The sequence below is a fragment of the Arthrobacter sp. NPDC057009 genome, assembly GCF_042673905.1.
Lineage (GTDB): Bacteria > Actinomycetota > Actinomycetes > Actinomycetales > Micrococcaceae > Arthrobacter.
Map to the genome: position 1 here is coordinate 162114 of NZ_JBHUSB010000005.1, position 25248 is coordinate 187361.

Here is a 25248-nt window from a genome sequence, read left to right on the forward strand (position 1 = left end):
CAACTCGAGGAGGAGCCTTGCGCCATTCAGGGATTTTGTCCGGGGCCGCCGTTTTGGCTGCCGTCGTTGCACTCGCCGGCTGCGGGGCGCCTGCTTCGCCGGGCGGCGGAGGGTCTGCGGCACCGGAAACATCAGCATCCTCGGATGCTGCAACGGCCAGCGGAACTGCAACGGCCAGCGGAACGGCAACGGCGACTGACAGCCCGGCGTCGGCCACCGCCACGGCGTCCGCCACGTTGCCTGAGGGCTGGAAGACGTTTACGACGTCGGACGGCACGCTGGCGTTTGATCTTCCGTCCGAGTGGATCATCAAGGACCCTGCCGGAGAGACGCCGCAGGGCGGCGGCGTGTTCGTGGAGGTGCGCACCCCCGCAGGCAAGTCGATGGCCACGCTGCGTACCAACATGGTGACGGGCGCGGAATGCACCAAGAAGCAGCCCTATGCCATGTATGAATCGGAGCCGCTCCCGGCGTTGAAGCATTCTGGGAGCACGCCGAGGTTCACGTTCGAATCGCGGCAGGACGACACCGTCACCGATCCCGCCAAGATGACGCTGCTGGCCTACGGCATCACCTCGGCGCCCGAACCAACCGGTCCCACGGCCTGCCCGATAGCCCATTTCTTCGGCTGGCCGCCCAGCGGCGCAATGTTCGGCGGCGTCTACGACCCCTTTGACACGACCCCGGGGAACCCGCCGCACATCGACACGCCCCAGGCCTACATGGAGACCCCCGAATACAAGAACATCCGCGGCATGATCACCTCCCTCCGCCCTGCCGGATAACTGCCCTGCCGGATAAGTGCCCTGCCGGGTCCCGCTGGCCGAGCCTGTCGGTACCCTGCCGGCCGGGGCTACATTGGTTCCATGACTGACTCGAAGGCAGCCGACCCGGACAGCGTCCGCCTCACCGCACGGGTTACCGGCATGGTCCAGGGAGTGGGGTTCCGGTACTGGACTGCTCGCAAGGCCGACGAGCTGGGGCTGACCGGTTCAGTCAGGAACGACGACGACGGTTCGGTCGCCGTCGTCGCCGAAGGCCCGCAGCCCGACATCGTGGAATTCCGGCGGTGGTTGGGTTCATCCCAGGCTCCGGGCAGGGTGGCGCACGTCGACGAGAAGGTTTCGCCGGCCGAAGGCGGATTCCGGAGCTTCCAAGTGGTCAGCTGAGTTCCTGAAGGCTGGGTTCAACCAGCCGGTTCAGCCCTGGCTGAGTCCCAGGAACGCCCCGAGTTCCTCAAGCGCGAACGGCCGTGACGGCATGTAGTTCGTGAGCTCGGGGGAGCGGACGATCACGGCCCGCCACTGGCCACGGGACACCGCCACGTTGATGCGGTTGCGGTTGAGCAGGAACTCGGCTCCGCGCGGTGCCTCAGCAATCGCCGAGCATGCCATGGACACTAGCACCACGGGCGCCTCCTGGCCCTGGAACTTGTCCACCGTTCCCACCCGCACATCCGCCAGGCCCTCGTGGTCCAGGGCGTGCCGGATGGCCTGCACCTGGGCGTTGTATGCGGCCACCACCAGGATGTCCTTGGCTTCCAGCCGCCGGACCGGCTCGTCCTTTCCCGGCGTCCACTTGAGCCCGATGTGCTCGCGTGCCAGTCCGACGACCGCTGCCGCCTCCTCCGCTGAACCTGTGGTGTTGCCTGCATGCTGGACGAGGACGGTTTCCACGCCGGGCGGCACGCCGTCGAGATGGCGCCGGGATGCCGCCGGTGCGGATTCCAGCCGGCCGTCGTAGCTGAGGACCGAGACCTTGCGGCACAGCTCCGGATGCATCCGCCAGGAATCGGCGAGGAAGTAGCCGAGCTCGGCGGGCATCGTGGCATGCCCGGCGGACAGCCATCCGAGCGCGGACTCGTCAACGGGCTCCGGATGGGAGCCCTGGGTGACCTGGGGAAGCTGCTGCGGGTCTCCGAGCAGCAGCAGCCGCTGGGCCGACCGGGCCACGGCCAGGGTGTTGGCCAGCGAGTATTGGCCGGCCTCGTCAATGACCAGCAGGTCCAGCGCCCCCGCAGGCACGTGCCTGCCGGTCATGGTCCAGGCCGTTCCGCCCACCAGGCAGCCGCCGTCGGTCTCCAGGAGCCGGGCGATGTCCTCGTCGGCCACGCACGTCCACGGCACATCGTGCGGCTGTGAAAGCCTCTTGGCCACCAAGGCGCGGTCCACCCCCGCCTTTTCGATGGCCGTGCAGAGCATGTTTTCGACGACGGCGTGCGACTGGGCGACCACGCCCACCTTCCAGCCGGCCTGCACGAGCCGGGCTATGACGTGGGAGCCGACGAACGTCTTCCCGGTACCCGGAGGTCCCTGCACCGCGAGGTACGAGCGGTCCAGGTGTTGCAGTGCCGAGGTTATGGCCGACACGTAGTCGGCGTTTCCGTTGGCGTCGTTGCCCACTGCGGGCAGGCCCTGGACGCCGGCCAGCCGGGGTGCCGATCGGCGGAGGATGTCCACGCCGGCATGCTTGGGAAGTTCCGGCAGGGATGAACCGACGAGCTGTGCGAGTTCCGCCAGCGCCGCCTCGATGCTGATGGTGGGAATGGGGCGGTCGTCGGTCAGCGCCATGGGCAGCTGGAAGTACGGCGGTACCTTTCCCGTGGACTTCTCTGTGATGGTGATGACGGTCCGGCCAGGCTGCTGGGGATGGTCCTCGACGGCCTCCACCAGCGTCCCGAAGATGCCGTCGCGGGAGGGCGGCGTGCCGGCCGCGCCGGGCGCTGCAGCGGTGCCTGCCGGCTGACCTGCAGCGCGGCGCGGGGTCCGCCCGCCGTCGACCTCGCCGAGCCCGTCGGGCAGCGGGTCCTCGAACATCCGGAACCAGGTGGAGCCGGGCTTGAACTCCGAGCCTTCGCTCATGATCCCCGTGAGCCGCAGGGTGCGGGACTCCGTCCGGGCCCGGGGGGTGGGCGGCGCCCAGTCCGAGACCACCTCGGCGGCTTCGACGATGAACACGTTCCGCTGGTCCCGCCACCTGTCGACCTCGGCTTCGAGGCGGTCGAAGTGCTCCCACCAGAACTGTTTGCGCTCCCGGCGGTGATAGCCGGTGGCCGCGGCGACCATGGCCACTGCCTGCTCGTCGGGCGTCAGCTCGCGGTGGTCAGGAATGGCGTCCATGAAGGCGCGCAGGGCTTCTTCCTCCGGCGACGGTTCCCCGTCCGGAACAGCGTCCGACGGCGTTGGGGAACCGTCCGCCGTCGCCGCTCCGGAGGCTGTCCCCGCAGCCGCCGCCATCGCCGCGCCGGCTGCCGTCCCGGCGCTGACCCGGTCAGGAGCGGCAGGCGCATTACCGCGCAACTCCAGAAGCCAGTCCCGAAGGCGGAGCGTGGAGAGGCAGTCGTATTGGTTGTAATCGGAAATTGAGGCCAGGATGGCGGCTGCTACCGCCTGCGTTTCCGGGCCGGCGTCGCGCGCCTCGCAGTAGGCGGCGTAGGCCACGACGGAAGCGCCGGCATCCTTGACGTCACCGGACCGCAGGTGGTCACCCATGTACAGGGGCTCGAGTTTCTTGATGGAGTATGAGGCCTCGGAAATCCGGAGTGAATGCCGGACCGTGGCGTAGAGGTCCACCAGGAGCCCGTCCCGCAGCCACGAGTCCACCACATCCTCGCCGGCAACGTGGTTCAGCGAAAGGTTGCGCAGGGCTGTCTTTTCGTAGGGCGCGTAATGGTAGACGTGCATGTCCGGATACCGCGCCCGGCGTTCCTCCACGTAGGCGAGGAAGTCCAGGAAGGCCTGCCGTTCGCCTGCACGCGAGTGGGCCCAGAATGGCCGGAACACCGGGTCCTGGCCCGGCGGATCAGTGGGCAGCGGTGCCTCGATCACGCCGAAGAGGTACTCCAGGCCCCACTGTCCGGCCGGGTCCTGCCAGAGGGGGTCGCCTTCGAAGTCGAAGAAGATGTCGCCTTCACTCGGGGCAGGGATGCCGCCCAGCGCGTTGTCCGCCAGCACCTTGTACGTCACGGTGTGGGGCTGGCCGTCCTTCACGAAGGTCCGGGAGCCGTCGGGTTTCTCCAGCCCGGTCTGCATCCTGGCCTGGTCACGCAGGCGCCGGCGTGAACCTGTGGCCAGGTGCAGAGGCAGTTCGGCGAGGGCATCGATGGTGGTGATGCCGTCTGCAGCCAGCTTCTTCCGCTGGACGGACGACATGCCCGCGACCATCAGCAGGTCCCGGTGCGCGGCCACCTGCTCGGCGCAGTAATCGCACCTGCCGCAGTAAGTCACGCCGGGCTGCTGCCACGCCACGGGGGCGTCCGCGTTCCGGTGGGCCGCGGTGAGTTCACGGAAGCGCGCCCGCCGCTCGCGGTACACAGGCAGCAGATCGGCCAGTGAGTGGGAACTGCGCTCCATGTTGCCCAGCACCAGGGTGACGCGCGGGGCGGGGTCCAGCCCGAGCCCGATCAGCTGGTCGCCGTACGCGGCCAGCTGCAGCAGAGCGCCCACTTTGGCGTGCCGCGCCAGCTTCGTGTCCCAGACCGCGTACCGCGGGTGGGCATTCCGCTCCTGGCCAGACAAGGACGGGCCTGCCGGGCCAGCCGCCCCCCGCACGGCGTTCTCAAATGCAGGGTCCTCCTTCACCAGGAAGTCCGCGTAGCCCATGAACTCGCCGTCGAAGAACGTGGCCTGGAAGACGACGTCGGCACCGGCGCGGAGGACAGCGGCGGTTTCCCGGGCTTTGTCCGCGAGATCCGCCCTGCTGGTGGTTCCGCGGTCCATCGAGTAAACCCCCGTGCCGCTCGCCTCGTCCCAGACCCCGTGGGCGTCGATGAGGCCGGCAAGCACCTTGTGCTCGTGGAGGTCGCCGAGCTTGCCGGCCCGCGCCTGCATTTCGTCGGCGGGAAAATCGGCCTTGGGGGAACGGCCCAGCTTCTCGTCGAGGATCCGGAGCGTGCGGTACTCACACTCGCTCGCGGCCACGAGATCGCTGGCGGAGAACACCAGGTCAGCAGGTGCTCCCGGCGTGGTTGGATCGAGCAGGAACATGGGGCCTCCCCATTGGCAGCCTTGCTCCGGGACGGTTCCCGGTGCGCTGATTTGAATCTAGCAAGAGGCTATGACAATCAAGCGCCGCCGGCCGGGAGCTGCAGCCAATGGGGGACCCTACATGCCTGTGCGGGTCAGTGGACGGGATTCTTGCCGTTGTGGGAGTAGGTGAGGCAGTCGGCGTTGTCCGGCCCGGGGCCAACGTGGACTTCCGGTGCCTGGCACATGAGGTGGTCGTTGTGGACGCATTCGGACCGCTGGCAGGCTCCGACGCCGGCGAGGACCTTCGGAAGGCCGCCGTGGATGCCGGTATCGATAAACGTGGCGCAGGAGGCGTGGTCAGTGGTTCCGGCGACCGTGATGGCCTCGGCGTTACATTCGGAGTGGTCGTTGAAGGAGCAGTTGGTGACGCTGCAATCTGCTACATGCGTGCTCATGGGATTCCTCCAAAGTTTCGGACGCCCCGGCTGGGCGACTCGCTGTTCCCAAACTAGGCCCGACGGGCGGCATCAAAAAGACCCAATTGTGTTGCGTAATTGCCCTAATTCCTGCAATCCAACCCCTGAGTGCGCGCTCTCAATTTACTGCCCGGCACCCATGGACCATGTGGCGGGTCCGTTCTAGACTGGCGTCACCCTCCACCTTTTAAGGCCCGACGGCGTCGTCCGGCCTTTCAGGGGAATGCCCTGGAGGGCGCATCACAACACTCATGAATTCACCGCCGACTCTTCACGGGGAAGGGTCTGTGACGCCAGGAGGAAAGAGATGGAAGGGAACAAAGCCGTTGCCTACAAGGGACCCGGCAAGGTGGAGGTCATCGACATCGATTACCCCACTTTTGAACTTAAGGACGGGCCGGGTGTTAATCCGGCCAACGTGGGGCGCCAGGTTCCCCACGGCGCGATCATCAAGACAGTAGCCACCAACATCTGCGGGTCGGACCAGCACATGGTCCGCGGGCGGACCACGGCACCGCCGGACCTGGTGTTGGGCCACGAAATCACCGGCGAGGTGGTGGAAGTTGGGCCCGGCGTCGAATTCATCAAGGTCGGGGACATCTGCTCCGTGCCGTTCAATATTTCCTGCGGCCGCTGCCGGAACTGCAAGGAGCGCAAGACCGGCATCTGCCTCAACGTGAACCCGGACCGGCCGGGCAGTGCCTACGGCTACGTGGACATGGGCGGCTGGGTGGGCGGCCAGGCCAACTACGTGCTGGTGCCGTACGCGGACTGGAACCTGCTCAAGTTCCCGGATAAGGACAAGGCCATGGAGAAGATCCTGGATCTTGCCATGCTCTCGGACATCTTCCCCACGGGCTTCCACGGCGCCGTGTCGGCGGGGGTCGGCGTCGGTTCCACCGTATACGTCGCGGGTGCCGGTCCGGTTGGACTGGCAGCGGCGACAAGCGCGCATTTGCTGGGTGCCGCCGTCGTAATTGTGGGCGACATGAACAGCGACCGGCTGGCGCAGGCCCGCAGCTTCGGCTGCGAGACGGTAGACCTTACCAAGGGCGGGCCGCAGGAGCAGATTGAGCAGATCCTGGGGGTGCCCGAGGTGGACTGCGCCGTGGATGCCGTGGGCTTCGAGGCGAAGGGCCACGGCCAGGGTGCCAAGGAGGCACCGGCCACCGTGCTGAATTCGCTGATGGACATCACAGCCGCAGGCGGCGCCCTGGGTATTCCCGGGCTGTATGTGACGGGTGACCCGGGCGGCATCGACGAGGCAGCAAAGAAGGGTGCACTAAGCCTGAGCCTCGGCACGGGCTGGGCGAAGTCGCTGAGCTTCACCACGGGGCAGTGTCCGGTGATGAAGTACAACCGGCAGCTGATGATGGCCATCCTGAACGACCGGGTGAGCATCGCCAAGAACGTCAACGCCAAGCCGATTCCGCTGGAGGAGGCACCGAAGGGGTACGCCGAGTTCGACGCCGGTGCAGCCACGAAGTACGTGCTGAACCCGAACGGATACCTCAGCTGACACAGCGACGGAGCTGAGGCAGGGCAGCGGTGCGGGCCGCCTGCAGTTCCGGCCGAGCGGCCGGGGAGCAGGCGGCCCCATTGCCGTCATGGCGGAGGAGGACCAGACTCATGGAACGGCCCACCTAGCCACAGGAGGAGATCCATGAACAGCCAGCCTGATGAAACACCCCTCGAAGTGCCGGAGACCGATGCGTTTGAACAGCGCCAAGCGGCGGGCGGGGAGTCCGGGGAGGAGGAGCAGCAGCCGTTGCCTGTGGACGTTCCCGAGGCGGACGCCCTGGAGCAGCGGACTCCGCTGAGGTCCAACGGTCCGGGAGCAGTCCCCGAGCTCTCCGCCGAGGAAGCGGCTGAGGCAGACGCCATTGAGCAGGCCGCGGGTACGCCCGGCAACGACGAGGAAGACTACCCGTTCGCGGGTGAGCTGCCGGAGCAGGGCTGAGCGGCGCTCACTTGCTTCCGGCGCCTTATTTGCTTCCCGCGACCGTGCCGCCGCACTGGGCCAGGACTGTGGCCATCGCGGTACGTTCGGCCTGGGTCACCCACAGCTTGTACTTGGCCTTGACCGAAATCTGGCGCGCCACGTAGGGGCAGCGGTAGGCCCTGCTGCCCGGCAGCCAGGTGGCGGCGTCGCCGTCGGACTTCTGCTGGTTGGCGGGGCCGGAAACGGCCAGCAGGTTCAGGGGATCGTTGGCGAACGCTGTCCGCTGCGCCTTGCTGAGCCCTTGGGCGCCCTTCTGCCATGCGTCACTGAGGGCAACGACGTGGTCGATCTGGACCGCGCTGCTGGTTTTGTTGCCGCGGGTGAAGGCGATGGTTGTGGCTGTGTAGGGATCCGCCAGGGATCCGGTCAGGACGATGCAGTCCTTCGTTCCCGGCTTGAAGGTGGTCCTTTTGAGGTCGCGGGCCAGGATGTCGTTGCGCGTGTCGCAGCCGTTGTGGTCAGTGTCTGACCAGGCCGGGCCGAATTCCTCCCGGTCGTAGCCGGTTTTCGGTGCGCGGCCCTTGACGGGCAGGGCGGCGAGGAGGTCGGCCGCTTTGGCGTACCCTGCTGTGCTGCCGGCTGACCCGCCAGGAACAGCGTCCGACGTCGGCTGCCGGGTTGCGCTGATGACCCCGCCACAGGCTGTGGTGGCCAGGATGACGGCGGCAAGGGCCCCGGCTGTGAACCAGTTCCTTCCGCGGGGTGGTGCGTGGTGCAAGTCGGTTTACTCCCGTGGCGCTGGTTCTCGATTCAACGATCGACTGTACTGGCCGGCCGGATGGAGTTGGCGGTGCCACGCGGATAGCTGCCCAAAACTGATGTGCCCAAAACGCGGAGAGCCCCGCACTGCCAAATCGGCTTGCGGGGCTACTCCTAGCGGCAGGACCACCCCGGATGGGGGATACGCGGTGGGCCTGCTCCTAGCCTAGGGGAGGTTTCCTGAAAATTGGCTAGGAGTATCTGGTGAAGGTTCTCATCCTTGACTTCCCCGCCCGCCTAAACCAGTGTTGAACCCGCACTGACCAGCAGGTTTTTCCTTCAAAGGAGATGCGCCATGACTCTTCCCGCAGGCCTGACCCCCGGCATCTGGACACTCGATATGTCCCACAGTGAAATCGGCTTCAGCGTCCGGCACGCCGGAATCAGCAAGGTCCGCGGGCGGTTCCGTGAAGCAACCGCCGAAGCCCATGTGCGGGACTCCCTGGCCGACTCGTCATTGCACGCCACCGTGAAAACCGCCAGCTTCGACTCCGGCGACGCCAACCGTGACGCCCACGTGAAGAACGAGGATTTCTTCGACGTCGCGAAGTTCCCCGAGATGACCTTCAAGGGCACGCACATCGATGGCGACGGCGAGGACTACACGCTGACGGGCGACCTCACCATCAAGGGCATCACCAAACCGGTTGAACTCGAGGTCGAGTTCAGCGGGGTTGCTGTCGACCCCTTCGGCGCCACCCGCGCCGGCTTCTCGGCCGAGGCCGAAATCAGCCGCAAGGAGTTCGGCCTGACCTGGAACGCCGCGCTCGAAGCAGGCGGACTCCTGGTCAGCGACAAGGTGAAGATCAACCTCGAGGCCGCCCTGGTCAAGCAGGCGTAGGCCGCACATCTCAACTGCCGGCCCGTCGGGGCCTAACATCCAGCGGCGGCCCCTTTGCGACCGAGCACGCGGAGGATGTCAGACCCGACGGGCCGAACGGTGTTTAGGAAAGCCGGGCGATGCTGCGCCTTACTGGGCGCGAGGCTGTGCCGTCCGAGAAGAGCTCGGGCGATGATGCCTGGATGCGCTTGACGTCCTCGAAGACGCCGCGCAGGTGCAGCCGCAGTGAGCTGTCGGCTTCGGGGCGGTTGTTGGCTTCGAGCGCGTCCACCACCGCGGTGTGCTGGTCGATCAGCGTGGACACGGGCCGGGTGTCGATCAGGCTGAGGCGCCGAGCACGATCCAGGTGGGCTTTGGCCGAGTTGACCGCGGTCCACGCGGACTCGTGCCCTGCCAGCCGCAGGAGCTCGCGGTGGAAGTCCTCATCGAGCCGGAAGAACTCCTCGACGTCGCCGGCAGCTTCCGCGTCACGCTGCGCAGCCAGGATCTCCCGAAGCCCTGCCAGGCCCGCGGCGTCGACCACAGCGTCCTGTAGGGAAGCGCATTCGATGGCCTCGCGGACGAATTGAGCCTCAGCCACACGGCCCAGATCCACCAGGGAGACGAACGACCCTATCTGTGGGAACACCTGCACCAGGCCTTCCTCGCGCAGCAGGATGAGGCTTTCGCGCACGGGCGTCCGGCTGACGCCCAGTTCCTGGGCGAGCTCGTTCTCGGAGAGCGGCTCTCCAGGAGGGAGCTGCAGGGAAATGATGCGACGCCGGAGTGTGTCCAGTGTCTGATCCCGCACGGAAAGCCGCGGAGAGTGCCCTTTTTCAGGTCTGCCGGTTGCCATGCATCCAGTCTAGCCACCCTTGACAAACTAGAATGGTAGTGCTTGTATGGTAGTCAGCAAGCCACCGCCGGACACCTCTACGTCCCCGGCCACTATCAGGCAGAAACTCTCCAACTCCCCTTCTTCATCGCCTGCAAAGGAGCAATTGATGACCGAGAGCATCGCACCGCCCTCAGCCAAGACCGAAACACGGACCACCCGCGACCTCGCGAAGGTGGCTGTCTCGGGCTGGCTGGGAACCGCCATGGAGTTCATGGACTTCCAGCTCTACTCGCTGGCCGCGGCCATCGTCTTCAACAAGATTTTCTTCCCGGACGTGAGCCCGGTCATCGGCCTCATTGCAGCGATGGCAACCTATGGCGTCGGCTATGTGGCCCGCCTTGTAGGCGCCGTCTACTTCGGCCGGATGGGCGACAGGATCGGCCGTAAGAAGGTCCTCTTCATCACTATCGCCCTGATGGGTGCGTCCACCACCCTGATCGGCGTCCTGCCCACCTACGCCATGATCGGCATCTGGGCGCCCATCCTGCTCGTTGCGCTGCGCCTGATCCAGGGCTTCGGAGCCGGCGCCGAGATCGCGGGTGCCACGGTGATGCTGGCCGAGTACGCCCCGGCCCGCCGTCGCGGCCTCATCTCCTCGCTTGTCTGCCTCGGCACCAACTCCGGCACGCTCGCAGCCTCCGCGCTCTGGGCCATCCTGGTGGCAGTGCTCTCCGAGGAGCAACTGCTCAGCTGGGGCTGGCGCATCCCGTTCCTGGCCAGCTTCCTGCTGATGATCTTCGCCGTCTGGATCCGCCGCTCCCTCAAGGAGAGCCCGGTGTTCGAACAGCGTGAGGACGTCGTGGACGGCGTCGCAATCGCCAAGCGCGACCTTGCCGCCGAGACGGCCAGCGATGCCACCCAGTCCCGGAGCACGACCCACTCCACCAGCACGATCGAAGCCGCACTGCACCAGCGCAAGGGCAAGTCCTTCCTCATCGCCCTCGGCCTCCGCTTCGGACAGGCCGGCAACTCCGGCCTCATCCAGACCTTCCTCATCGGCTACCTGGCCACCGTGCTGCTCATGAACAAGTCCATCGGCACCACGGCCATCATGATCGGCTCGATCATCGGCTTCGCCACCATCCCGCTGATCGGCATCCTGGGTGACCGCTTCGGCCGCCGGCCGCTGTACCTGGTGCTGAGCACCCTCACCGCGCTGTTCGCCATCCCCATGATGCTCATGGTCACCAGCGGGGACCCGACGCTCGTCACGATCGGCGTCGTCGTCGGCCTGAACCTGGGCGTGCTGAGCCTCTTCTCGATGGAGAGCGTCACCATGGCCGAATTCTTCGGAGCGCGCACCCGCTTCACCCAGCTGGCACTGGCCAAGGAGATCGGCGGCATCCTTGCCACCGCCATCGGCCCCATCCTCGCCGCTACGCTCACCGCCGTCACCGGACACTGGTGGCCGCTGGCCGCCATGCTCATTGGCTACTCGCTCATCACGCTGGTGTCCGCCGCGGTCGGCCCCGAGGTCCGCGGCCGCGACATGGTCCGCCTGGAAGACGCAGTATGAAAGCCGTAGTTGTCCACGGCGCCAACGATCTCCGCATCGACAACCGTCCCGAGCCCGTCGCCGGGCCGGGGGAAGTGGTCCTCGACGTCGAATGGGGCGGGATCTGCGGCTCTGACCTTTCCTACTGGCGCCACGGCGCCTCGGGAACCGCGCAGCTGAAGGCCCCGCTCGTCCTCGGCCACGAGGTGGCAGGCCGCATCGCCCAGCTGGGCGACGGCGTCGAAAACCTCGACGTCGGCCAGCCGGTCACCGTCCATCCCGCCGAACTGGTGGGGGACGGGATCATGCCCGAGCGGCTCAGCGGCCGGACCAACCCGTACCCGCAGATCCGGTACTTCGGATCGGCAGCCTTCGATCCCCACACCGACGGCGGCTTCAGCGAACGGAAGCTGGTCCGCGCGTCGCAGATCCGTCCGCTTCCGGACGGCGTGGACACCCTGCGTGGGGCACTCGCCGAACCACTCGCCGTCGCCCTTCACGCGGCTGGCCGCGCCGGTGACTTGACCGGCCGGGACGTGCTGGTCAACGGCGCCGGTCCGATCGGCTCGCTGGTGGTCGCGGCCGCCAAATACGCGGGTGCCCGGACGGTCATCGCCACGGATATCAACGACGCCTCGCTGAAGATCGCGTCGGCCATGGGCGCTGACGAGGTCCGCAACCTTTCGGATGGGGCGACGCTGCCGGAGGACATGGAGCTCGTCTTCGAAGCCACCGGCATCCCGGCTGTGTTGGGCGGCGTGCTCCGGGCCACGGCCCGCGGCGGGACCATCGTCCAGGTGGGCAACCTGCCCGGCGCGCCGGCCCCGGCCGCACTCGGAGACCTCGTGACGCGGGAGATCACCTGGATCGGCTCGTACCGGTTCGCGGACGAGATCACCGACGCGCTCAAGGCGATGTCCGAAGGCCTGGATGTTTCACCCGTCATCACCCACAAGTTCGGCATCGACCAGGCCGCGGAAGCCATGCGGGTCTCCGCCGACCCTGCCGCCGGCAGCAGCAAGGTCATGCTCCGCCTCTCCTGACCCAACTGACTCGCAGTAGATGTCGTTCTGAGCCCTCAAAACGACATCTACTGCGAGCTACTTGAACGCCTCCCACGAAGTAAAAGGACCAGCCAGTGAAGATCACCGACGCACGCGTAGTGGTTTCGTCGCCAGGACGGAATTACGTCACGCTCGTTATCGAGACCGAGGACGGGATTACCGGCATCGGCGACGCCACCCTCAACGGACGTGAACTCGCTGTGGCGTCCTACCTGTCCGAGCACCTCTGCCCGCTCCTGATCGGCCGCGACGCCCGCCGCATCGAGGACACCTGGCAGTACTTCTACAAGGGTGCCTACTGGCGCCGCGGACCGGTGACCATGACAGCGATCGCCGCGATCGACGTCGCGCTTTGGGACATCAAGGGCAAGGCCGCCGGCATGCCGGTGTACGAACTGCTCGGCGGCGCGGCCCGCGAGGGCGTCATGGTCTACGGCCACGCCAGCGGCTCCTCCCTTGACGATCTCAGCGCCGACTTCCAGCACCACCTGGACCTCGGCTACAAGGCCATCCGCGCGCAGGCTGCCGTGCCGGGGCTGGAGAAGACCTACGGCATCGCGCCGGTGGACGGCAAGACGTACGAGCCCGCCAGCGGCAACATCCCCCAGGAGGACCTGTGGGAGACCAGCGCGTACCTGGACTTCGCGCCGAAGATGATGGCGCACGTGCGGGAGCAGTTCGGCTACGGCGTCCACGTCCTGCATGACGTGCACCACCGGCTGACACCGATCGAGGCCGGCCGCCTGGGCGCCTCGCTGGAGCCGTACCGCCCGTTCTGGATCGAGGATCCGACGCCGGCCGAGGACCAGTCCGCGTTCCGCCTGATCCGCCAGCACACCACCACGCCGATCGCCGTCGGTGAGGTGTTCAACTCAATCTGGGACTGTCAGCAGCTGATCACCGAACGCCTGATCGACTACATCCGCACCTCCGTCTCGCACTCGGGCGGCATCACGCACCTGCGCCGGATCTTCTCCCTGGCTGACCTGTACGGCGTCCGTTCCGGCTCGCACGGCGCCGGCGACCTCTCGCCGGTGTCCTTCGCCGCCGCCCTGCACGTGGACATGAGCATCCCCAACTTCGGCGTCCAGGAGTACATGGGCCACCGCGAGCCCGCCAACGAGGTGTTCAAGACCTCCTACACCTTCACGGACGGCTATATGCACCCCGGCGACGCCCCCGGCCTGGGTGTTCAGTTCGACGAGGAAGCGGCCGCCGCGTTCCCGTTCGACCCCAAGTACCTGCCCATCAACCGCCGCCTCGACGGGTCGGTGCATGACTGGTGACTAACCCGACAGAAGCAAAGCCGTTTGACGTTGTCGCCATGGGGGAGATCCTCCTCGAGGTGGCCACCGACGTCCCGTTCGGGCACGGCGTTCCGGCGCAGCTCGGCATCTCCGGCGACGCGCTGAATGTGGCCGCAGCAGCCGCTGCGGCCGGTGCCCACACCGCGCTGCTGGCAGTACTGCCCGACGACGACCTCGGCCAGGCGGTCGCCGCACGGATCGCTGAACTCGGCATTTCCACTGAACTGCTCAGGTTCCGCCGCGGCCAGCAAGGCGTGTACCTGGTGCACTGCGACCCCGACGGGCAGCGCGAGTTCTCCTATGCGCGCAGCGGCAGCGTCGGCTCCACCCTGGGGCCGGACGACGTCGACTCCGGCGTGTTCGCCTCGGCCGGCGCCGTGATCGCCGGCGGCATCGCCTGCGCCATCTCGGCGACCTCCCGCGCCGCCGTGTTCCGGGCAGCCGAGGTGTCCCGCCGCTTCGTCTTCGATCCCAACTACCGCCCGCGGCTCACCTCGCTGGAGGACGCGACGGCGGCCGTCACCGGGCTTGCGCCCCAGGCTTTCCTCGTGACGCCCTCGTTTCCCGGCGAGACGTCCGCGCTGCTGTGCACCGCCACGCCCGCCGAAGCCGCCGCCAAGTTGCGCTCACTCGGCACCGCCAACGTCGCCGTGACGTGCGGGTCCAAGGGCATCCAGCTGGAAAGCGGCACCGAGTCGGCATGGATCGACGCCATTCCTGCACCGGCGGTGGTGGACCAGACCGGAGCCGGGGACGCCTTCGTGGGCACGCTGACTGCGCGGCTGGTGCTCGGCGACACCTTTCCCGAGGCTTCCCAATACGGGGCCGCCGCGGCATCACTCGTGGTGAGCGGCAAGGGCGGCACAGGCTTCATTCCGAGCTTCGAGGAGACCCGCGCCCACGCCCTCGGGGCAGAGACCCTCGGGGCACAGGCCTTGGGGACTCCGGAAGGGGATCTCTCGTGGCACGCCTGAGCAATGGCACCCTCGGCAGCGGCGTGCCCGGCGGCGCCGAGTTCCCCGGCGCCGCGCTCCGGGTCAACGGCCTGAAGCCCGGCATCGTGCACCTCGGCCTGGGTGCCTTCGCCCGCGCACACACCGCCGTCTTCACCGAGAACGCCATGCTGGCCACCGGGGAAACCGGCTGGGGCATTACCGGTGTCACCCAGCGCTCGGACACCGTGGCACGGCAGCTCGCACCGCAGGACGGCCTGTTCACCGTGGCCGAACGGGGCGAAGGCGCGGCGCCGCTCCGCGTGGTGTCCAGTATCGTCGACGCGATCTCCGGACGGGACAACCCTGCCGCGGTGGTGGACCGGATCGCCGCACCGGAGACGCTGGTGGTCACGCTGACCATCACGGAGAAGGGCTACCGCATCGACCCGCAGACGGGCTCCCTCAACCTGGAGGACGCGGAGGTCCGGGCGGACCTTGACGGGTGTGCGCCGCTCACGGCCATCGGGCAGATCGCCCGCGGGCTCCAGCAGCGTTCCCGCACCGGTGCCGGTCCCCTTACCGTGGTCTCGTGCGACAACCTTCCCGGGAACGGCGAACTGACCCGGACGCTGGTCCGTGCGTTCGGTAGTGCACTGCCGCCTGCCGAGTCCGAGCCGCTGCTCGCCTGGCTGGATGCCAACGTCACGTTCCCCAGCACCATGGTGGACCGGATGGTGCCGGCCACGACGGCGGGTGACTTGGACGCCGTCGAACGTGAACTGGGGCTGCGGGATGAGGCCGCCGTGGTGGCCGAGCCGTTCATGCAGTGGGTGATCGAGGACAACTTCGCCGCCGCCCGCCCGCGATGGGAGGACGCCGGCGCGCTGTTCAGCAGCGACGTCGCCGCCTGGGAGGCGGCGAAGCTGCGGCTGCTGAACGCCAGCCATTCGCTGCTGGCCTACCTCGGCCTCGCCGCAGGTAAGGAAACCATCAGCGACGCCGTCGCCGAGGAGGCGTTTTTCACGGCAGCCCGGCGCATGATGGCCGAGGACGTCCTGCCCACCATCCAGCTCCCGCAGGGCCTGGACGCGGACGAGTACTGCGCCCAGGTGTTGACCCGGTTCGCCAACCCCGCCCTAGGCCACACCACGGCCAAGGTGGGAAGCGACGGATCCCAGAAGATCGGCCTGCGCCTCCTCTCCACCGTGCGCGGCAACCTCGACGCCGGCCGCGAACCCCGGTGGGCGGCGCTCGCCGTCGCCGCCTGGATGCGACACGTTGCCGCCACCTCTGCGGACGAGCTGAACGATCCCCTCGCTGCAGAGCTCTCCGTGGCGCTGGCCGCCTCGCGGTCCGCGGCTGACGTGGTCCCCGCGCTGCTGGGCTGCCGCAGCGTCTTTCATCCCGAACTCGCGGCACACCCCGGCTTCGCGGGCCTCCTCATCCACTGGTACAGCATCATCGACACGCACGGGCTGGACGGCCTGAGAAATGAGATCACCCATGGCTGACGCCACCAACGTTCTGAACGTTTCCCCGGTCATCCCCGTGGTGACCATCGAGGACCCGCAGCATGCGGTTCCGGTGGCCCGGGCCCTGGCCGACGGCGGCGTCCGGATCATCGAGCTCACGCTGCGGACGGACACGGCACTGACCTCGCTGAAGGCCATCGCCAACGAGGTGCCGGACATCCTGGTCGGCGCCGGCACCATCCTGAGTCCGGGCCAGGCGGACGACGCCGTGGCGGCCGGTGCGCAGTTCCTGGTCAGCCCGGGCGTCACTCCGGCGCTGCTGGACCACATGCTATCCCTCGAGGTGCCGGTCCTGCCGGGTGTGGCCACGGTGGGCGAGGTGATGGCCGTGCTGGAGCGCGGGCTGGACACCATGAAGTTCTTCCCGGCCGGTCCTGCCGGCGGCCCGTCGTACCTGGCCGCCATCGGGGCGCCCGTCCCGCAGGTGACGTTCTGTCCCACCGGCGGCATCAGCCTCGCCACGGCACCCGACTACCTCAAGCTGGCGAACGTCAGCTGCGTCGGCGGCAGCTGGCTGACGCCGCGTACCGCCGTCGAACGCGGGAACTGGCAGCAGATCACTGACCTTGCGCGGGAAGCTGCAGCGCTCCGCGCCTGATACTCAGTGGTAGCCATGCCCGGTGGGCGGGCGTAGAGTCGGGAAAGACCGGTCCCAAAACCGGTCCAGCCTGAACAGACGCACAACCAAAGGAGTTCACCATGAACTTGGGCAACATGATCAGGAATGCCGCAGGAAAACTCTCCGGACGGACCACGCACGGAACCACCGGCGGATACACACGCGGATACACGCGGGGCACCAGGCCCTACACCACCGGACGTACGCCTTCCATGGGCCGCGGCCGCACCGTTGAAGGACTCGGCGACAAGATCCGCCACTTCCTCCACAGGCACTAATTGCCATGCCCGCGTCGCCGTGACTGAATGGCACCGTGAGCGAATTGCACGGTGAAAACGTCGGTGACCGCATGGCCGGCGAACGGTCTGCCGGCGACGCAGAGGTCCATGGCGACGCACGACTATTCGAACAAGTACGAAAGGCCCTGGGCCGCGGACACCCGGTGTTTGCCGCGGCCACTGTTTCCGCAGGGGAGGCTGCCGTGGCGAGTCGCGGCGCCTCCCTTGCTGCTGACTTCGAGATCGGTTCGGTATCCAAGGGGATCACCGGGTTGCTCTATGTTGACGCTCTAAACCGGGGCGAATTGCGTCCGGACACCGTGCTGGGGGATCGGTTGCCGCTCGGCGACTGCCCAGCCGCGGCCGTCACCTTGGCCTCCCTGAGCCGGCATTCCTCCGGCCTGCCGCGGCTGCCCCGTCAGTCGGGCACACTCCGGCGCACGCTTGCCCTGATGCTGCGCGGCGCCAATCCCTACGGCGAGACCCTGGCGGAACTGCTCACCCAGGCCCGGACTGTTAGTCTCTCCGTTCCGCACCCGCGCTACTCCAACTTCGGCTTCGAGCTCCTGGGCCATGCCGTCGCCGCCGGAGCTGGCCTGCGCTTCCGGGACCTTCTCCGCGAGCGGCTCGCAGTTCCGCTTGGGCTGGATTCTGTTTACGCGCCCGCCACTGCCGCTGAGGTGCGTCCGACGGCAGTCGCCGGCCGGAGCCGGTCAGGCAGAGTGATGCAGCCGTGGACCGGTGAGGCGGTTGCCCCGGCCGGCGACATCCGTGCCTCCATCACCGACATGGCCAAGCTTGTGCAGGCCCTGCTCGGCGGTTCAGGACAGGACGGAGCAGGGACTGAGGGCGGAGCGCCGGGCCTTGCGGCGCTGGAGCCGGTGGCGAACTTCGCCGGACCGGCCGCCCGTATCGGAGCCGGCTGGATGACCCTGGAGACGAAGGGCCGCACGGTTACCTGGCACAACGGCGGCACCGGCGGTTTCCGCTCCTGGGTGGGACTGGACCGGAAGGCGGGGACCGGCGTCGTACTTTCGACGGCGACGGCGGCACCCGTGGACCGCCACGGCTTCCGGCTCCTGGCGGACCTCCCACCCGCGCCCTAACCTCGCAAGTCCGCACCGGCCCCTGCCCTCGCAAGCTCGGGCTGGGGCCCTCGCCGGAGCGGCTCCACAGCCAGGGAACCCTGCGGGAGGGACCCCGGATAGTGTGGGGGTTACTTTTCGCCGGCGCGCTCCAGTGCCTGGTCGTGCTCTGCGTGTGCCTGGCGGATGAGGTTCATGAACTCGATCTCGTTCCGGATCAGCCGCTTGTACTTCTCCGGGAGCCTCTTGAGCTCCTGTTCCTCGTGGACCAGCTTCTGGAAGATCCGCTCGCGTTCGGCAATGTCCGTCTCGTAGTTGAGGTCCACATATGTGGTGGCGTGCCGCCTGGCGCCGGAGACCATGGTCTTGGCCTTGCCCTTGGGGCTGAGCAGGGAGCCCACGATGGTGACGATGAGGACGCCGAGGATCACGCTGAGCGACGTGCCGGTGCTGATCTCGATGACGTTGACATGTTGGCCGTCGTTGATGAACGGCAGGTTGTTTTCGTGCAGGGCGTGCAGGATCAGCTTCACACCGATGAAGCCGAGGATGGCGGCGAGGCCGTAGGAGAGGTAGATGAGCCGGTCGAGGAGTTCGTCGATGAGGAAGAACAGCTGCCGCAGGCCCATCAGCGAGAACGCCGTGGCCGTGAAGACGATGAACACGTTCTGCGTCAGGCCGAAGATGGCCGGGATGGAGTCCAGCGCGAACAGAATGTCCGTTGCGCCGATGGCCACCATTACCAGGAGCATCGGCGTGAGGACCTTCTTGCCGTCCACCACGGTGAAGAGCTTGTCGCCGTCGAAATGCTCGGATGCCGGGAGGAACTTCTTGGCGAGCCGGACGGTGAGGGTTTCGGTTTCCTCGTCGTGGTTGTCCGGCTTGAGCAGGTTGCCTGCGGTGACCAGCAGGATCAGGCCAAAGATGTAGAACACCCAGGCGAAGCTGTTGATCAGCGCCGCACCGAGGAAGATGAAGCCGGTCCGGGCGAGCAGCGAGAAGACGATGCCGAACAGGAGCACCTTCTGCTGGTCGGCGCGCGGCACCTTGAAGCTGGCCATGATGATGAGGAAGACGAAGAGGTTGTCCACGGACAGCGCCTTCTCCGTCACGTAGCCGGCGAAATACTCGGTGCCCATCTTGGTGCCGCCGAAGAGCCAGACGCCCAGGCCGAACGCGAGGGCCAGGCCCACGTAGAGGGCGGACCAAATTGCTGATTCCTTCAGCGACGGGGTGTGGGCCTTCCGGACGTGGAAGAAGAAATCGAACACCAGAAGCGCGGCGATTCCGGCGATCGTGAGGATCCAGACGATAAGGGGAACTTCCATGCTGCCTCTTTCCTGAAGGTCATTCGGGCGGAGCGCTTGGAATCAACCCTACAGAGCCTTCCCAACTGACTGGCAGTTGTTGCCGTTTTGAGGGTCCAAAACGGCAACTATTGCCAGTCAGTTGGGGCCGCCTATCCGGGGACTCAGCCGTACATCAGCGAGCCTGGCGTGGTGAGCCTTTCCCCGGTCTCGAGCCACGTCTTCAGGCCGGAGAGGATCATCGGCCAACCGCCGTAGAGCTGATCGTTGGCGCCTTCACGCAGTTGGTCGTGCGTGACGGTGAGGTGGCAGGAGTCGTCACCCACAGACTCGATTTCCCAGGTGACCCGGGAGGTGCCCTCGGCCTTGACGTCCTCGCCCCAGAGCGCGCGCATGGTCTGCACCAGCCGCCGCGGGGGATCGACCTCGAGGTTTTCGCCCTCGCCCAGGAGGTCACCTCCGTTGGGGCGCATCTCGAACCGGGATCCCGGCGACCAGTCCGATTCAATGTTCATGCCGAACTGGTACTTGCTGCGGATATTGCTGTCCGTGATGGCTTCCCAGAGCCGTTCCGGAGTGGTCTTGATGTAGATTTCGAAGATCTTTTCCATGGGACTTTCCAATCGGGTCTTGAGGTCGCTAAGCGCAGCGGCCCATGGTTCTGCATATTTGCTCACCCAGCGGTCATGGACGAGCCTGATGGGCACCGGATTGAGGAAGTGCAGTTTCTCGCGGCCGCGGCGCCTGGTCACCACGAGGCCGGCCTCTTCCAGGATCTTAAGGTGCTTCATGACGCCGAACCGGGTGATCTCGAACCGGGCCTCCAGTGCGCCGAGGGTCTGGCCGTCCTCGCGGAAGAGCGCGTCCAGCAGGTCCCTGCGGATGGGGTCGGCGAGAGCCTTGAATACGGCGTCCACACGGCCAGAATAGGTGACCATTTGGTCACATGTCAACGGCTCCCGAGAGAGGCGCTACGTCCCCAAGTAACTCGCAATAGTTGTCGTTTTGACGCCCCAAAACGACGCCTAATGCCAGTCAGTTGGGTGGGCAGGCGGCGGTTGGGTGACAAGGGGGAAGGACGACGGCGTCACGTGGCTAGCGTCAGCAGCTTCCCGTCCGTGACGGCCTGGCGGGAGAGCGTCTTGTAGCCCTCCTGTTCGAACAGCACCGTGATCACGTCCTCCTCGTGGCGCATCACGATGCCCGCGCCCCACTCCTTGTGCACCACTGCGGACTGGAGCGGGAACGGTTCGCCGCCCGCGGCGGCGGCAGCGCCGTCGTCGTAATCCTCCTCATAAGCCGAACCGTCGGCGCAGTTGTCGCAGTTGCCGCACGGCTCGGGCAGGTCCTCGCCGAAGTAGCCCAGCAGGAATTGGCGCCGGCAGGCGTCAGTCTCCGCGTAGCCGCGCGCCATCTCGATCCGCGAGCGGTCCACGCGCTGGCGTGCTTCTGCGAGTTCGACGGCGTGCTCCACCACCTTGGGCAGTTTGGCGTCCGTTTCCAGCCGGATGCCGCGCTTGAGGGTCTTGACGGACCGCGTCTCCTGCAGCTGGTTCAGCAGGCCGGTGAGCCGGCGCGTGGGGATGCCGGTTTCCGCGGCCAGCGCCTTCTGCGTGACGGGGCCATCGGCGGCGCGCAGGGCGGTGAGGGCGGCGAGCAAGGCTTCCTCGTCCGGCTTGTGGGTGCCGAAGAACTTGCGCAGGCCCAGGTCCTCGGGCCGGTAGTGCAGGACGGCGGAAGCCGGTTCGCCATCGCGGCCCGAGCGCCCGATCTCCTGGTAGTAGGCGTCCAGGGACTCGGGAATGTCGGCGTGGATCACGAAGCGGACGTTGGGCTTGTCGATGCCCATGCCGAACGCCGTGGTGGCCACCACCACGTCCAGTTCGTCGTCGAGGAACTGCTGGTGCACCTCGTCCCGCTCGCTTTGCTTCCGCCCGGCGTGGTACGCCGCGGCACGGAGCCCGTGCTCGGCCAGCTCCTCGGCGTAGGTTTCGGTGTCCTTGCGCGTGGCGGCGTAGAGCAGTCCCGGACCCTTCCGACGGGCATGCAGCTCGGCGGCCTGCTCCACCACCGCGCGCTGCTTGTCCCTGTCCTCAAGGTGCCGGACGACGTCGAGCCGGATGTTCGGCCGGTCGAAGCCGTGGACCAGCACCAGCGGGTCCTTCATGCGCAGGCGCTGCTGGATTTCGTCACGCACCGGGGGAGAGGCGGTGGCCGTCAGCGCGGCAACGGTCGGGTTGCCCAGCTGCGCGCGGACCTCGCCCAGGCGCAGGTAGTCGGGGCGGAAGTCGTGTCCCCAGGAGGAGACGCAGTGCGCCTCGTCCACCACGAACAGCGGAACATCCAGCGCCACCAGCCGTTCCACGGTCTCCGGCTTGGCCAGCTGCTCCGGGGCCAGGAACAGGAACGCGGCCTCGCCCCGCTCGGCCGCATCCCACGCCTCCTCCACCTCGGAATCCCTGCGGCCCGAGTTAATGGCGACGGCGGTCGCCCCGCCCAGGTCTTCCAGCAGGCCGTCCAGCTGGTCTTCCTGCAGGGCGATCAACGGGGAAACCACGACGGCGGGACCGCGCCTTGCGCTGTCTGCAGCGGTTTCGCCGTGGCCGCCGTGGATGAAGAGCGCGGCCACCTGGTAGATGGCCGACTTGCCGTAACCGGTGGGCATTACGGCGAGGACGTCCTGGCCGGAGACAAGGGCGCTCATGCCGGCGAGCTGGCCGTCGCGGAGGTGGGAGAGGCCGAGCCTGTCGGCGGCGATGCGGCGGAGGGCTTCGGCTGGACCGGGGTCGGCACTGGTGGCGGCGGCTTCAGAGGCTGCGCCAGTTGGGGCGGCTTCGTGACTTCCCGTGGCAGGGGCGAGGGCTTCGGTCATGGTGGCAGCTCCATAGGGGCGTTCCTGGGGCCGGGTGTCTTCAGCCGTGAATCCACCCTAGTCCCAGGCCCGCCCCAACGTCATGCCGGCCGGGTCAGGCCGCCCGGGGGTCAGCCCCAGTTCAAGCCCGCCGTGTCAGGCCGGTATAAGCCCACCGCACTCGCTCAGTCACGGGAGACCCGTCAGTACGGCCGGCCCCCTCGGAATGATGGTCCTCGGACCGCTTCGGCCCGGTCCGCTGCCGGGAACCGCGTGTGGGAGTGGAGCCTTACGGCTGCGTGGCTGAGCCTGGACTTGGGGATGATGATTTCACCGTGGCCGCCACGGCTCATGTCGCGGATGAGGCCTGTTCCGGCGATCTCCCTCGTGTAGGAAATTCCGGCAACAGCCGCCTGCTTGGTGGGGTACTCGACCGAGGTCGCCACCAGGTTCCCTGTGCCATCCAGAAGCCTGACCCGGAAGCCGCCGCCCGAAGCATCGATGATTTCGAAGTGTCCAGCCATGACAATGCCCTCCGTTCGTGGTGCGTTTCCTGGTATGTCCCCTAGGTACATTTTGAACCCATTCCTGCCCGGACGCGCCGCTGATTTCGGGAAGCAATTGGCCATTGATGCGGCACCGGGGCGAGAGGACAATGCAACTGCCATACACCTGAAAGGAGACGGAAAATGGCTGGCGGAAATGGACTGATCAAGCGCTTTTACACTGAGGTAATCGTCGGCGGGAACTTCTCACTCATCGACGAGCTGGTAGCGGACGATTACGTCGATCATGAGGAAGCTCTGCCTGGGCAGCCTGCTGGCAAGGAGGGCGTGCGTTTCTATGCCAATGCGGTGCGGACCGGCTTCCCGGACATCACAGTCAAGACAACCGAACCGGCGCTCGCCGACGGGAATCTGGAAGCCGGCTATGTGACGCTGGCCGGGACGCACTCCGGTGACTTCGCGGGCGTCCCGGCGTCCGGCAAGACGGTTGAATTCTCGGGCACCGACATTATTCGCGTCGAGGACGGCAAGGTCACCGAACACTGGGGTTCCACCGACACCCTGAGCCTCATGCAGCAGATCGGAGCGGTTCCAAAGTAAGGCCGGGATCCAGCCCGAACAGAGAGAAAAAGTACGACGACGGCGGGCGGTGGCCGTCGTCGTCGTACGTCTTAACGGCGCGTCGCCGGGGACGCGCCGTGGCGTCCCCGCCTGCCCTCCGGAAGGCCTGTATTATCCCTTCAGGGGGCGGTGACGCCAAAGCGTCAATCGGGGGGTCAGCAGCAGATGTGCAAGCCATGAAGCCTTAAGAAAACAGGCCAATTGAAGCCATGTGCCCGCCGCCCGGCGACGTGTCATTCACCACAGGATTTCCGCTCACGCGGCGTTCTTATCCGGTGAACTAACAAGCCTTCCGCCCCACCCCTCAGCACTGCCCACCCTTCTTCCTCACTCCGCCACCTCGGTGACCCCTGCCGTCGCCTGCCCTGAAAGGACCGCAATGAGCCTCCCCGGCCCAACCCCTCCGCCCTCCGACTACACCACCTACGGCGCGCCGCAGTATGCGAACGGGCAGTTGTTGGACGGGCAGATCGCTGGGCAGGCGTCTCCGGGGCAGTACGGAACCTTCCCCGGGCAGTATGGAGCGGAGCCGCAGAAGTCCTTCGTGGCCACGTGGCTGTTCTCGCTGCTGCTGGGCGGGCTGGGCGTGGACCGCTTCTACCTCGGCAAGATCGGCACCGGCATCGCCAAGCTGCTGACGCTGGGCGGCTTTGGCATCTGGTCGCTCGTGGACCTGATCATTACCCTGGCCGGAAGGCAGACCGACAAGAACCGCCGGCCGCTGGCGGGGTACGCGCAGTATAAGAAGGTGGCCCTTCTGGTGACGGTTGTCCTTCTGGTGGTCAACCTGGTGATCGGCGTGTTCGCCGGCATTGCTGCTGCCGCGCTCGTTCGGCAGGCTGCCACGCCGCCGATTGTGTCCGCGGCGCCGGTGACCCAGGAGAGCGCCGCTACTTCCGCCGAGCCGACCACCACAGGTGAAGCAGCGGCAGGGGAGGACCGCCCGCACCTCGAGGCGCAGACACTGACCGGCAACGGCGATGCCGTCAAGACAGTTGACCTTAAGGGACTCCCGGCCGTGGTCACGTTCACCTGCGAAGCCTGCAGCGGCAGCACGTCGCTCGAGACCAACGGTGCGGAAATTCTGCTGGTCAACACCACCGGCGAGTACACCGGCTCGCACCTGGTGGACACCAGCGCCGGCGTGCCCACGACTGAATTCAACATCAGCGCCGACTCCGCGTGGACGCTGAAGATCGAGGACATCGACAGCGTGCCCTCCTCGACGGAAAAGGTGTCGGGCCACGGCGACCAGGTTCTGTTCTGGGACGTGCTCACCGACAAAGCGGCCATCACCAATAAGGGTGAGGGCACCTTCGTGGTGCAGGGCTTCGGCAGTGAGGTTCCCGAGCTCGCTGTCAACAAGGCCGGTGACTACAGCGGCACCGTGACCCTCACCCCGGGCTTCGTCCAGGTGAACTCCGACGGCGATTGGACCATCACGCCGAAGTAGCACGTACGGGGTCTGCCTCAGGGGCCGAGCCCCGCAGTAGAAGTGGCCAGTGGCCCCGCCGGACTCGGCCTTATTCCCCGTCCGGCGGGGTCATCTGCTTAAAGGAAAAACAGCAATTCGGTCTTTCCCTTTATTCCGGCCGGGAGCACAATTTGCATGCAAGCCGCACAGTGCAGTGGGGCTTCGAGGCTGGCGAAAGAGATGTGCGAAGAATTTTCCGGGGCCTCTGCTACGGGTGCCGAGGCGACTTCAAGAACCGGGTCTGAACGACGC

At 66.9% G+C, this 25248-nt stretch carries 23 protein-coding genes; 15 read left to right on the plus strand and 8 right to left on the minus strand.

Annotation, left to right across the window (positions count from 1 at the left end):
- Positions 1-17: 17 nt before the first annotated feature.
- Entirely contained in the window at positions 18-785 is a 768-nt protein-coding gene (locus ACFTR6_RS07520; RefSeq protein ID WP_236783115.1) for a hypothetical protein, read from the plus strand.
- 81 nt (positions 786-866) lie between these two features.
- Entirely contained in the window at positions 867-1169 is a 303-nt protein-coding gene (locus ACFTR6_RS07525) for an acylphosphatase (RefSeq protein ID WP_377957420.1), read from the plus strand.
- 30 nt (positions 1170-1199) lie between these two features.
- Here ACFTR6_RS07525 and ACFTR6_RS07530 read toward each other — a convergent pair whose 3' ends face one another.
- Together ACFTR6_RS07530 and ACFTR6_RS07535 are read right to left on the minus strand one after the other, a co-directional pair.
- The gene (locus ACFTR6_RS07530; protein ID WP_377957421.1) at positions 1200-4985 is read right to left on the minus strand and encodes a TM0106 family RecB-like putative nuclease; all 3786 of its coding nucleotides are present in this window, start codon (positions 4983-4985) and stop codon (positions 1200-1202) included.
- Positions 4986-5119: 134 nt separating this feature from the next.
- Positions 5120-5422, minus strand: a complete 303-nt coding sequence (locus tag ACFTR6_RS07535) for a DUF1540 domain-containing protein (protein WP_076798646.1) — start codon at positions 5420-5422, stop codon at positions 5120-5122.
- A 328-nt stretch (positions 5423-5750) separates the two neighbouring features.
- Between ACFTR6_RS07535 and fdhA the strand changes: the two genes are divergently transcribed.
- Positions 5751-6962, plus strand: coding sequence for a formaldehyde dehydrogenase, glutathione-independent (fdhA, locus tag ACFTR6_RS07540; protein WP_076798645.1), 1212 nt, complete (start codon positions 5751-5753; stop codon positions 6960-6962).
- 144 nt (positions 6963-7106) lie between these two features.
- Positions 7107-7403: a hypothetical protein gene (locus tag ACFTR6_RS07545; protein ID WP_377957422.1), complete on the plus strand. Its 297-nt coding sequence runs from the start codon at positions 7107-7109 to the stop codon at positions 7401-7403.
- A gap of 25 nt (positions 7404-7428) precedes the next feature.
- Here ACFTR6_RS07545 and ACFTR6_RS07550 read toward each other — a convergent pair whose 3' ends face one another.
- The gene (locus tag ACFTR6_RS07550) at positions 7429-8163 is read right to left on the minus strand and encodes an HNH endonuclease family protein (protein WP_076798643.1); all 735 of its coding nucleotides are present in this window, start codon (positions 8161-8163) and stop codon (positions 7429-7431) included.
- A gap of 336 nt (positions 8164-8499) precedes the next feature.
- Here ACFTR6_RS07550 and ACFTR6_RS07555 point away from each other — a divergent pair, with 336 nt between their 5' ends.
- Positions 8500-9045: a YceI family protein gene (locus ACFTR6_RS07555; RefSeq protein ID WP_377957423.1), complete on the plus strand. Its 546-nt coding sequence runs from the start codon at positions 8500-8502 to the stop codon at positions 9043-9045.
- Between the two features lie 103 nt (positions 9046-9148).
- On the opposite strand, the gene ACFTR6_RS07560 is transcribed toward ACFTR6_RS07555, so the two are convergent.
- On the minus strand, positions 9149-9880 hold the full coding sequence (locus ACFTR6_RS07560; RefSeq protein ID WP_377957424.1) for a GntR family transcriptional regulator: 732 nt from the start codon (positions 9878-9880) through the stop codon (positions 9149-9151).
- A 148-nt stretch (positions 9881-10028) separates the two neighbouring features.
- Here ACFTR6_RS07560 and ACFTR6_RS07565 point away from each other — a divergent pair, with 148 nt between their 5' ends.
- The 8 genes from ACFTR6_RS07565 (at position 10029) to ACFTR6_RS07600 (ending at position 18258) form a co-directional block, all read left to right on the plus strand.
- Positions 10029-11438: an MFS transporter gene (locus ACFTR6_RS07565; protein ID WP_377957425.1), complete on the plus strand. Its 1410-nt coding sequence runs from the start codon at positions 10029-10031 to the stop codon at positions 11436-11438.
- Positions 11435-12460 (plus strand): L-idonate 5-dehydrogenase, encoded by a 1026-nt coding sequence (locus tag ACFTR6_RS07570; protein WP_377957426.1) that lies wholly within the window; start codon positions 11435-11437, stop codon positions 12458-12460. The genes ACFTR6_RS07565 and ACFTR6_RS07570 overlap by 4 nt, the downstream gene beginning before the upstream one ends.
- A 95-nt stretch (positions 12461-12555) precedes the next feature.
- On the plus strand, positions 12556-13767 hold the full coding sequence (manD, locus tag ACFTR6_RS07575; protein ID WP_377957427.1) for a D-mannonate dehydratase ManD: 1212 nt from the start codon (positions 12556-12558) through the stop codon (positions 13765-13767).
- A gap of 38 nt (positions 13768-13805) precedes the next feature.
- Entirely contained in the window at positions 13806-14762 is a 957-nt protein-coding gene (locus ACFTR6_RS07580; RefSeq protein ID WP_377957493.1) for a PfkB family carbohydrate kinase, read from the plus strand.
- A gap of 86 nt (positions 14763-14848) precedes the next feature.
- Complete coding sequence (locus ACFTR6_RS07585; RefSeq protein WP_377957494.1) at positions 14849-16234, plus strand: mannitol dehydrogenase family protein; 1386 nt, start codon at positions 14849-14851, stop codon at positions 16232-16234.
- On the plus strand, positions 16227-16853 hold the full coding sequence (eda, locus tag ACFTR6_RS07590; protein ID WP_377957428.1) for a bifunctional 4-hydroxy-2-oxoglutarate aldolase/2-dehydro-3-deoxy-phosphogluconate aldolase: 627 nt from the start codon (positions 16227-16229) through the stop codon (positions 16851-16853). The genes ACFTR6_RS07585 and eda overlap by 8 nt, the downstream gene beginning before the upstream one ends.
- A 101-nt stretch (positions 16854-16954) precedes the next feature.
- On the plus strand, positions 16955-17152 hold the full coding sequence (locus tag ACFTR6_RS07595) for a hypothetical protein (protein ID WP_076798641.1): 198 nt from the start codon (positions 16955-16957) through the stop codon (positions 17150-17152).
- 35 nt (positions 17153-17187) lie between these two features.
- The gene (locus tag ACFTR6_RS07600; protein ID WP_377957429.1) at positions 17188-18258 is read left to right on the plus strand and encodes a serine hydrolase domain-containing protein; all 1071 of its coding nucleotides are present in this window, start codon (positions 17188-17190) and stop codon (positions 18256-18258) included.
- A gap of 110 nt (positions 18259-18368) precedes the next feature.
- Here ACFTR6_RS07600 and ACFTR6_RS07605 read toward each other — a convergent pair whose 3' ends face one another.
- The 4 genes from ACFTR6_RS07605 to ACFTR6_RS07620 form a co-directional block, all read right to left on the minus strand.
- Positions 18369-19565, minus strand: coding sequence for a TerC family protein (locus ACFTR6_RS07605; protein ID WP_377957430.1), 1197 nt, complete (start codon positions 19563-19565; stop codon positions 18369-18371).
- A 143-nt stretch (positions 19566-19708) separates the two neighbouring features.
- Complete coding sequence (locus ACFTR6_RS07610; protein WP_377957431.1) at positions 19709-20461, minus strand: ArsR/SmtB family transcription factor; 753 nt, start codon at positions 20459-20461, stop codon at positions 19709-19711.
- A gap of 170 nt (positions 20462-20631) precedes the next feature.
- Positions 20632-22416: a RecQ family ATP-dependent DNA helicase gene (locus ACFTR6_RS07615; RefSeq protein WP_377957432.1), complete on the minus strand. Its 1785-nt coding sequence runs from the start codon at positions 22414-22416 to the stop codon at positions 20632-20634.
- A gap of 182 nt (positions 22417-22598) precedes the next feature.
- Positions 22599-22919: a DUF1508 domain-containing protein gene (locus tag ACFTR6_RS07620; protein WP_076798639.1), complete on the minus strand. Its 321-nt coding sequence runs from the start codon at positions 22917-22919 to the stop codon at positions 22599-22601.
- A gap of 165 nt (positions 22920-23084) precedes the next feature.
- Between ACFTR6_RS07620 and ACFTR6_RS07625 the strand changes: the two genes are divergently transcribed.
- Positions 23085-23501 (plus strand): ester cyclase, encoded by a 417-nt coding sequence (locus ACFTR6_RS07625; RefSeq protein ID WP_076798638.1) that lies wholly within the window; start codon positions 23085-23087, stop codon positions 23499-23501.
- 400 nt (positions 23502-23901) lie between these two features.
- On the plus strand, positions 23902-24975 hold the full coding sequence (locus tag ACFTR6_RS07630) for a TM2 domain-containing protein (RefSeq protein ID WP_377957433.1): 1074 nt from the start codon (positions 23902-23904) through the stop codon (positions 24973-24975).
- Positions 24976-25248: the final 273 nt, after the last annotated feature.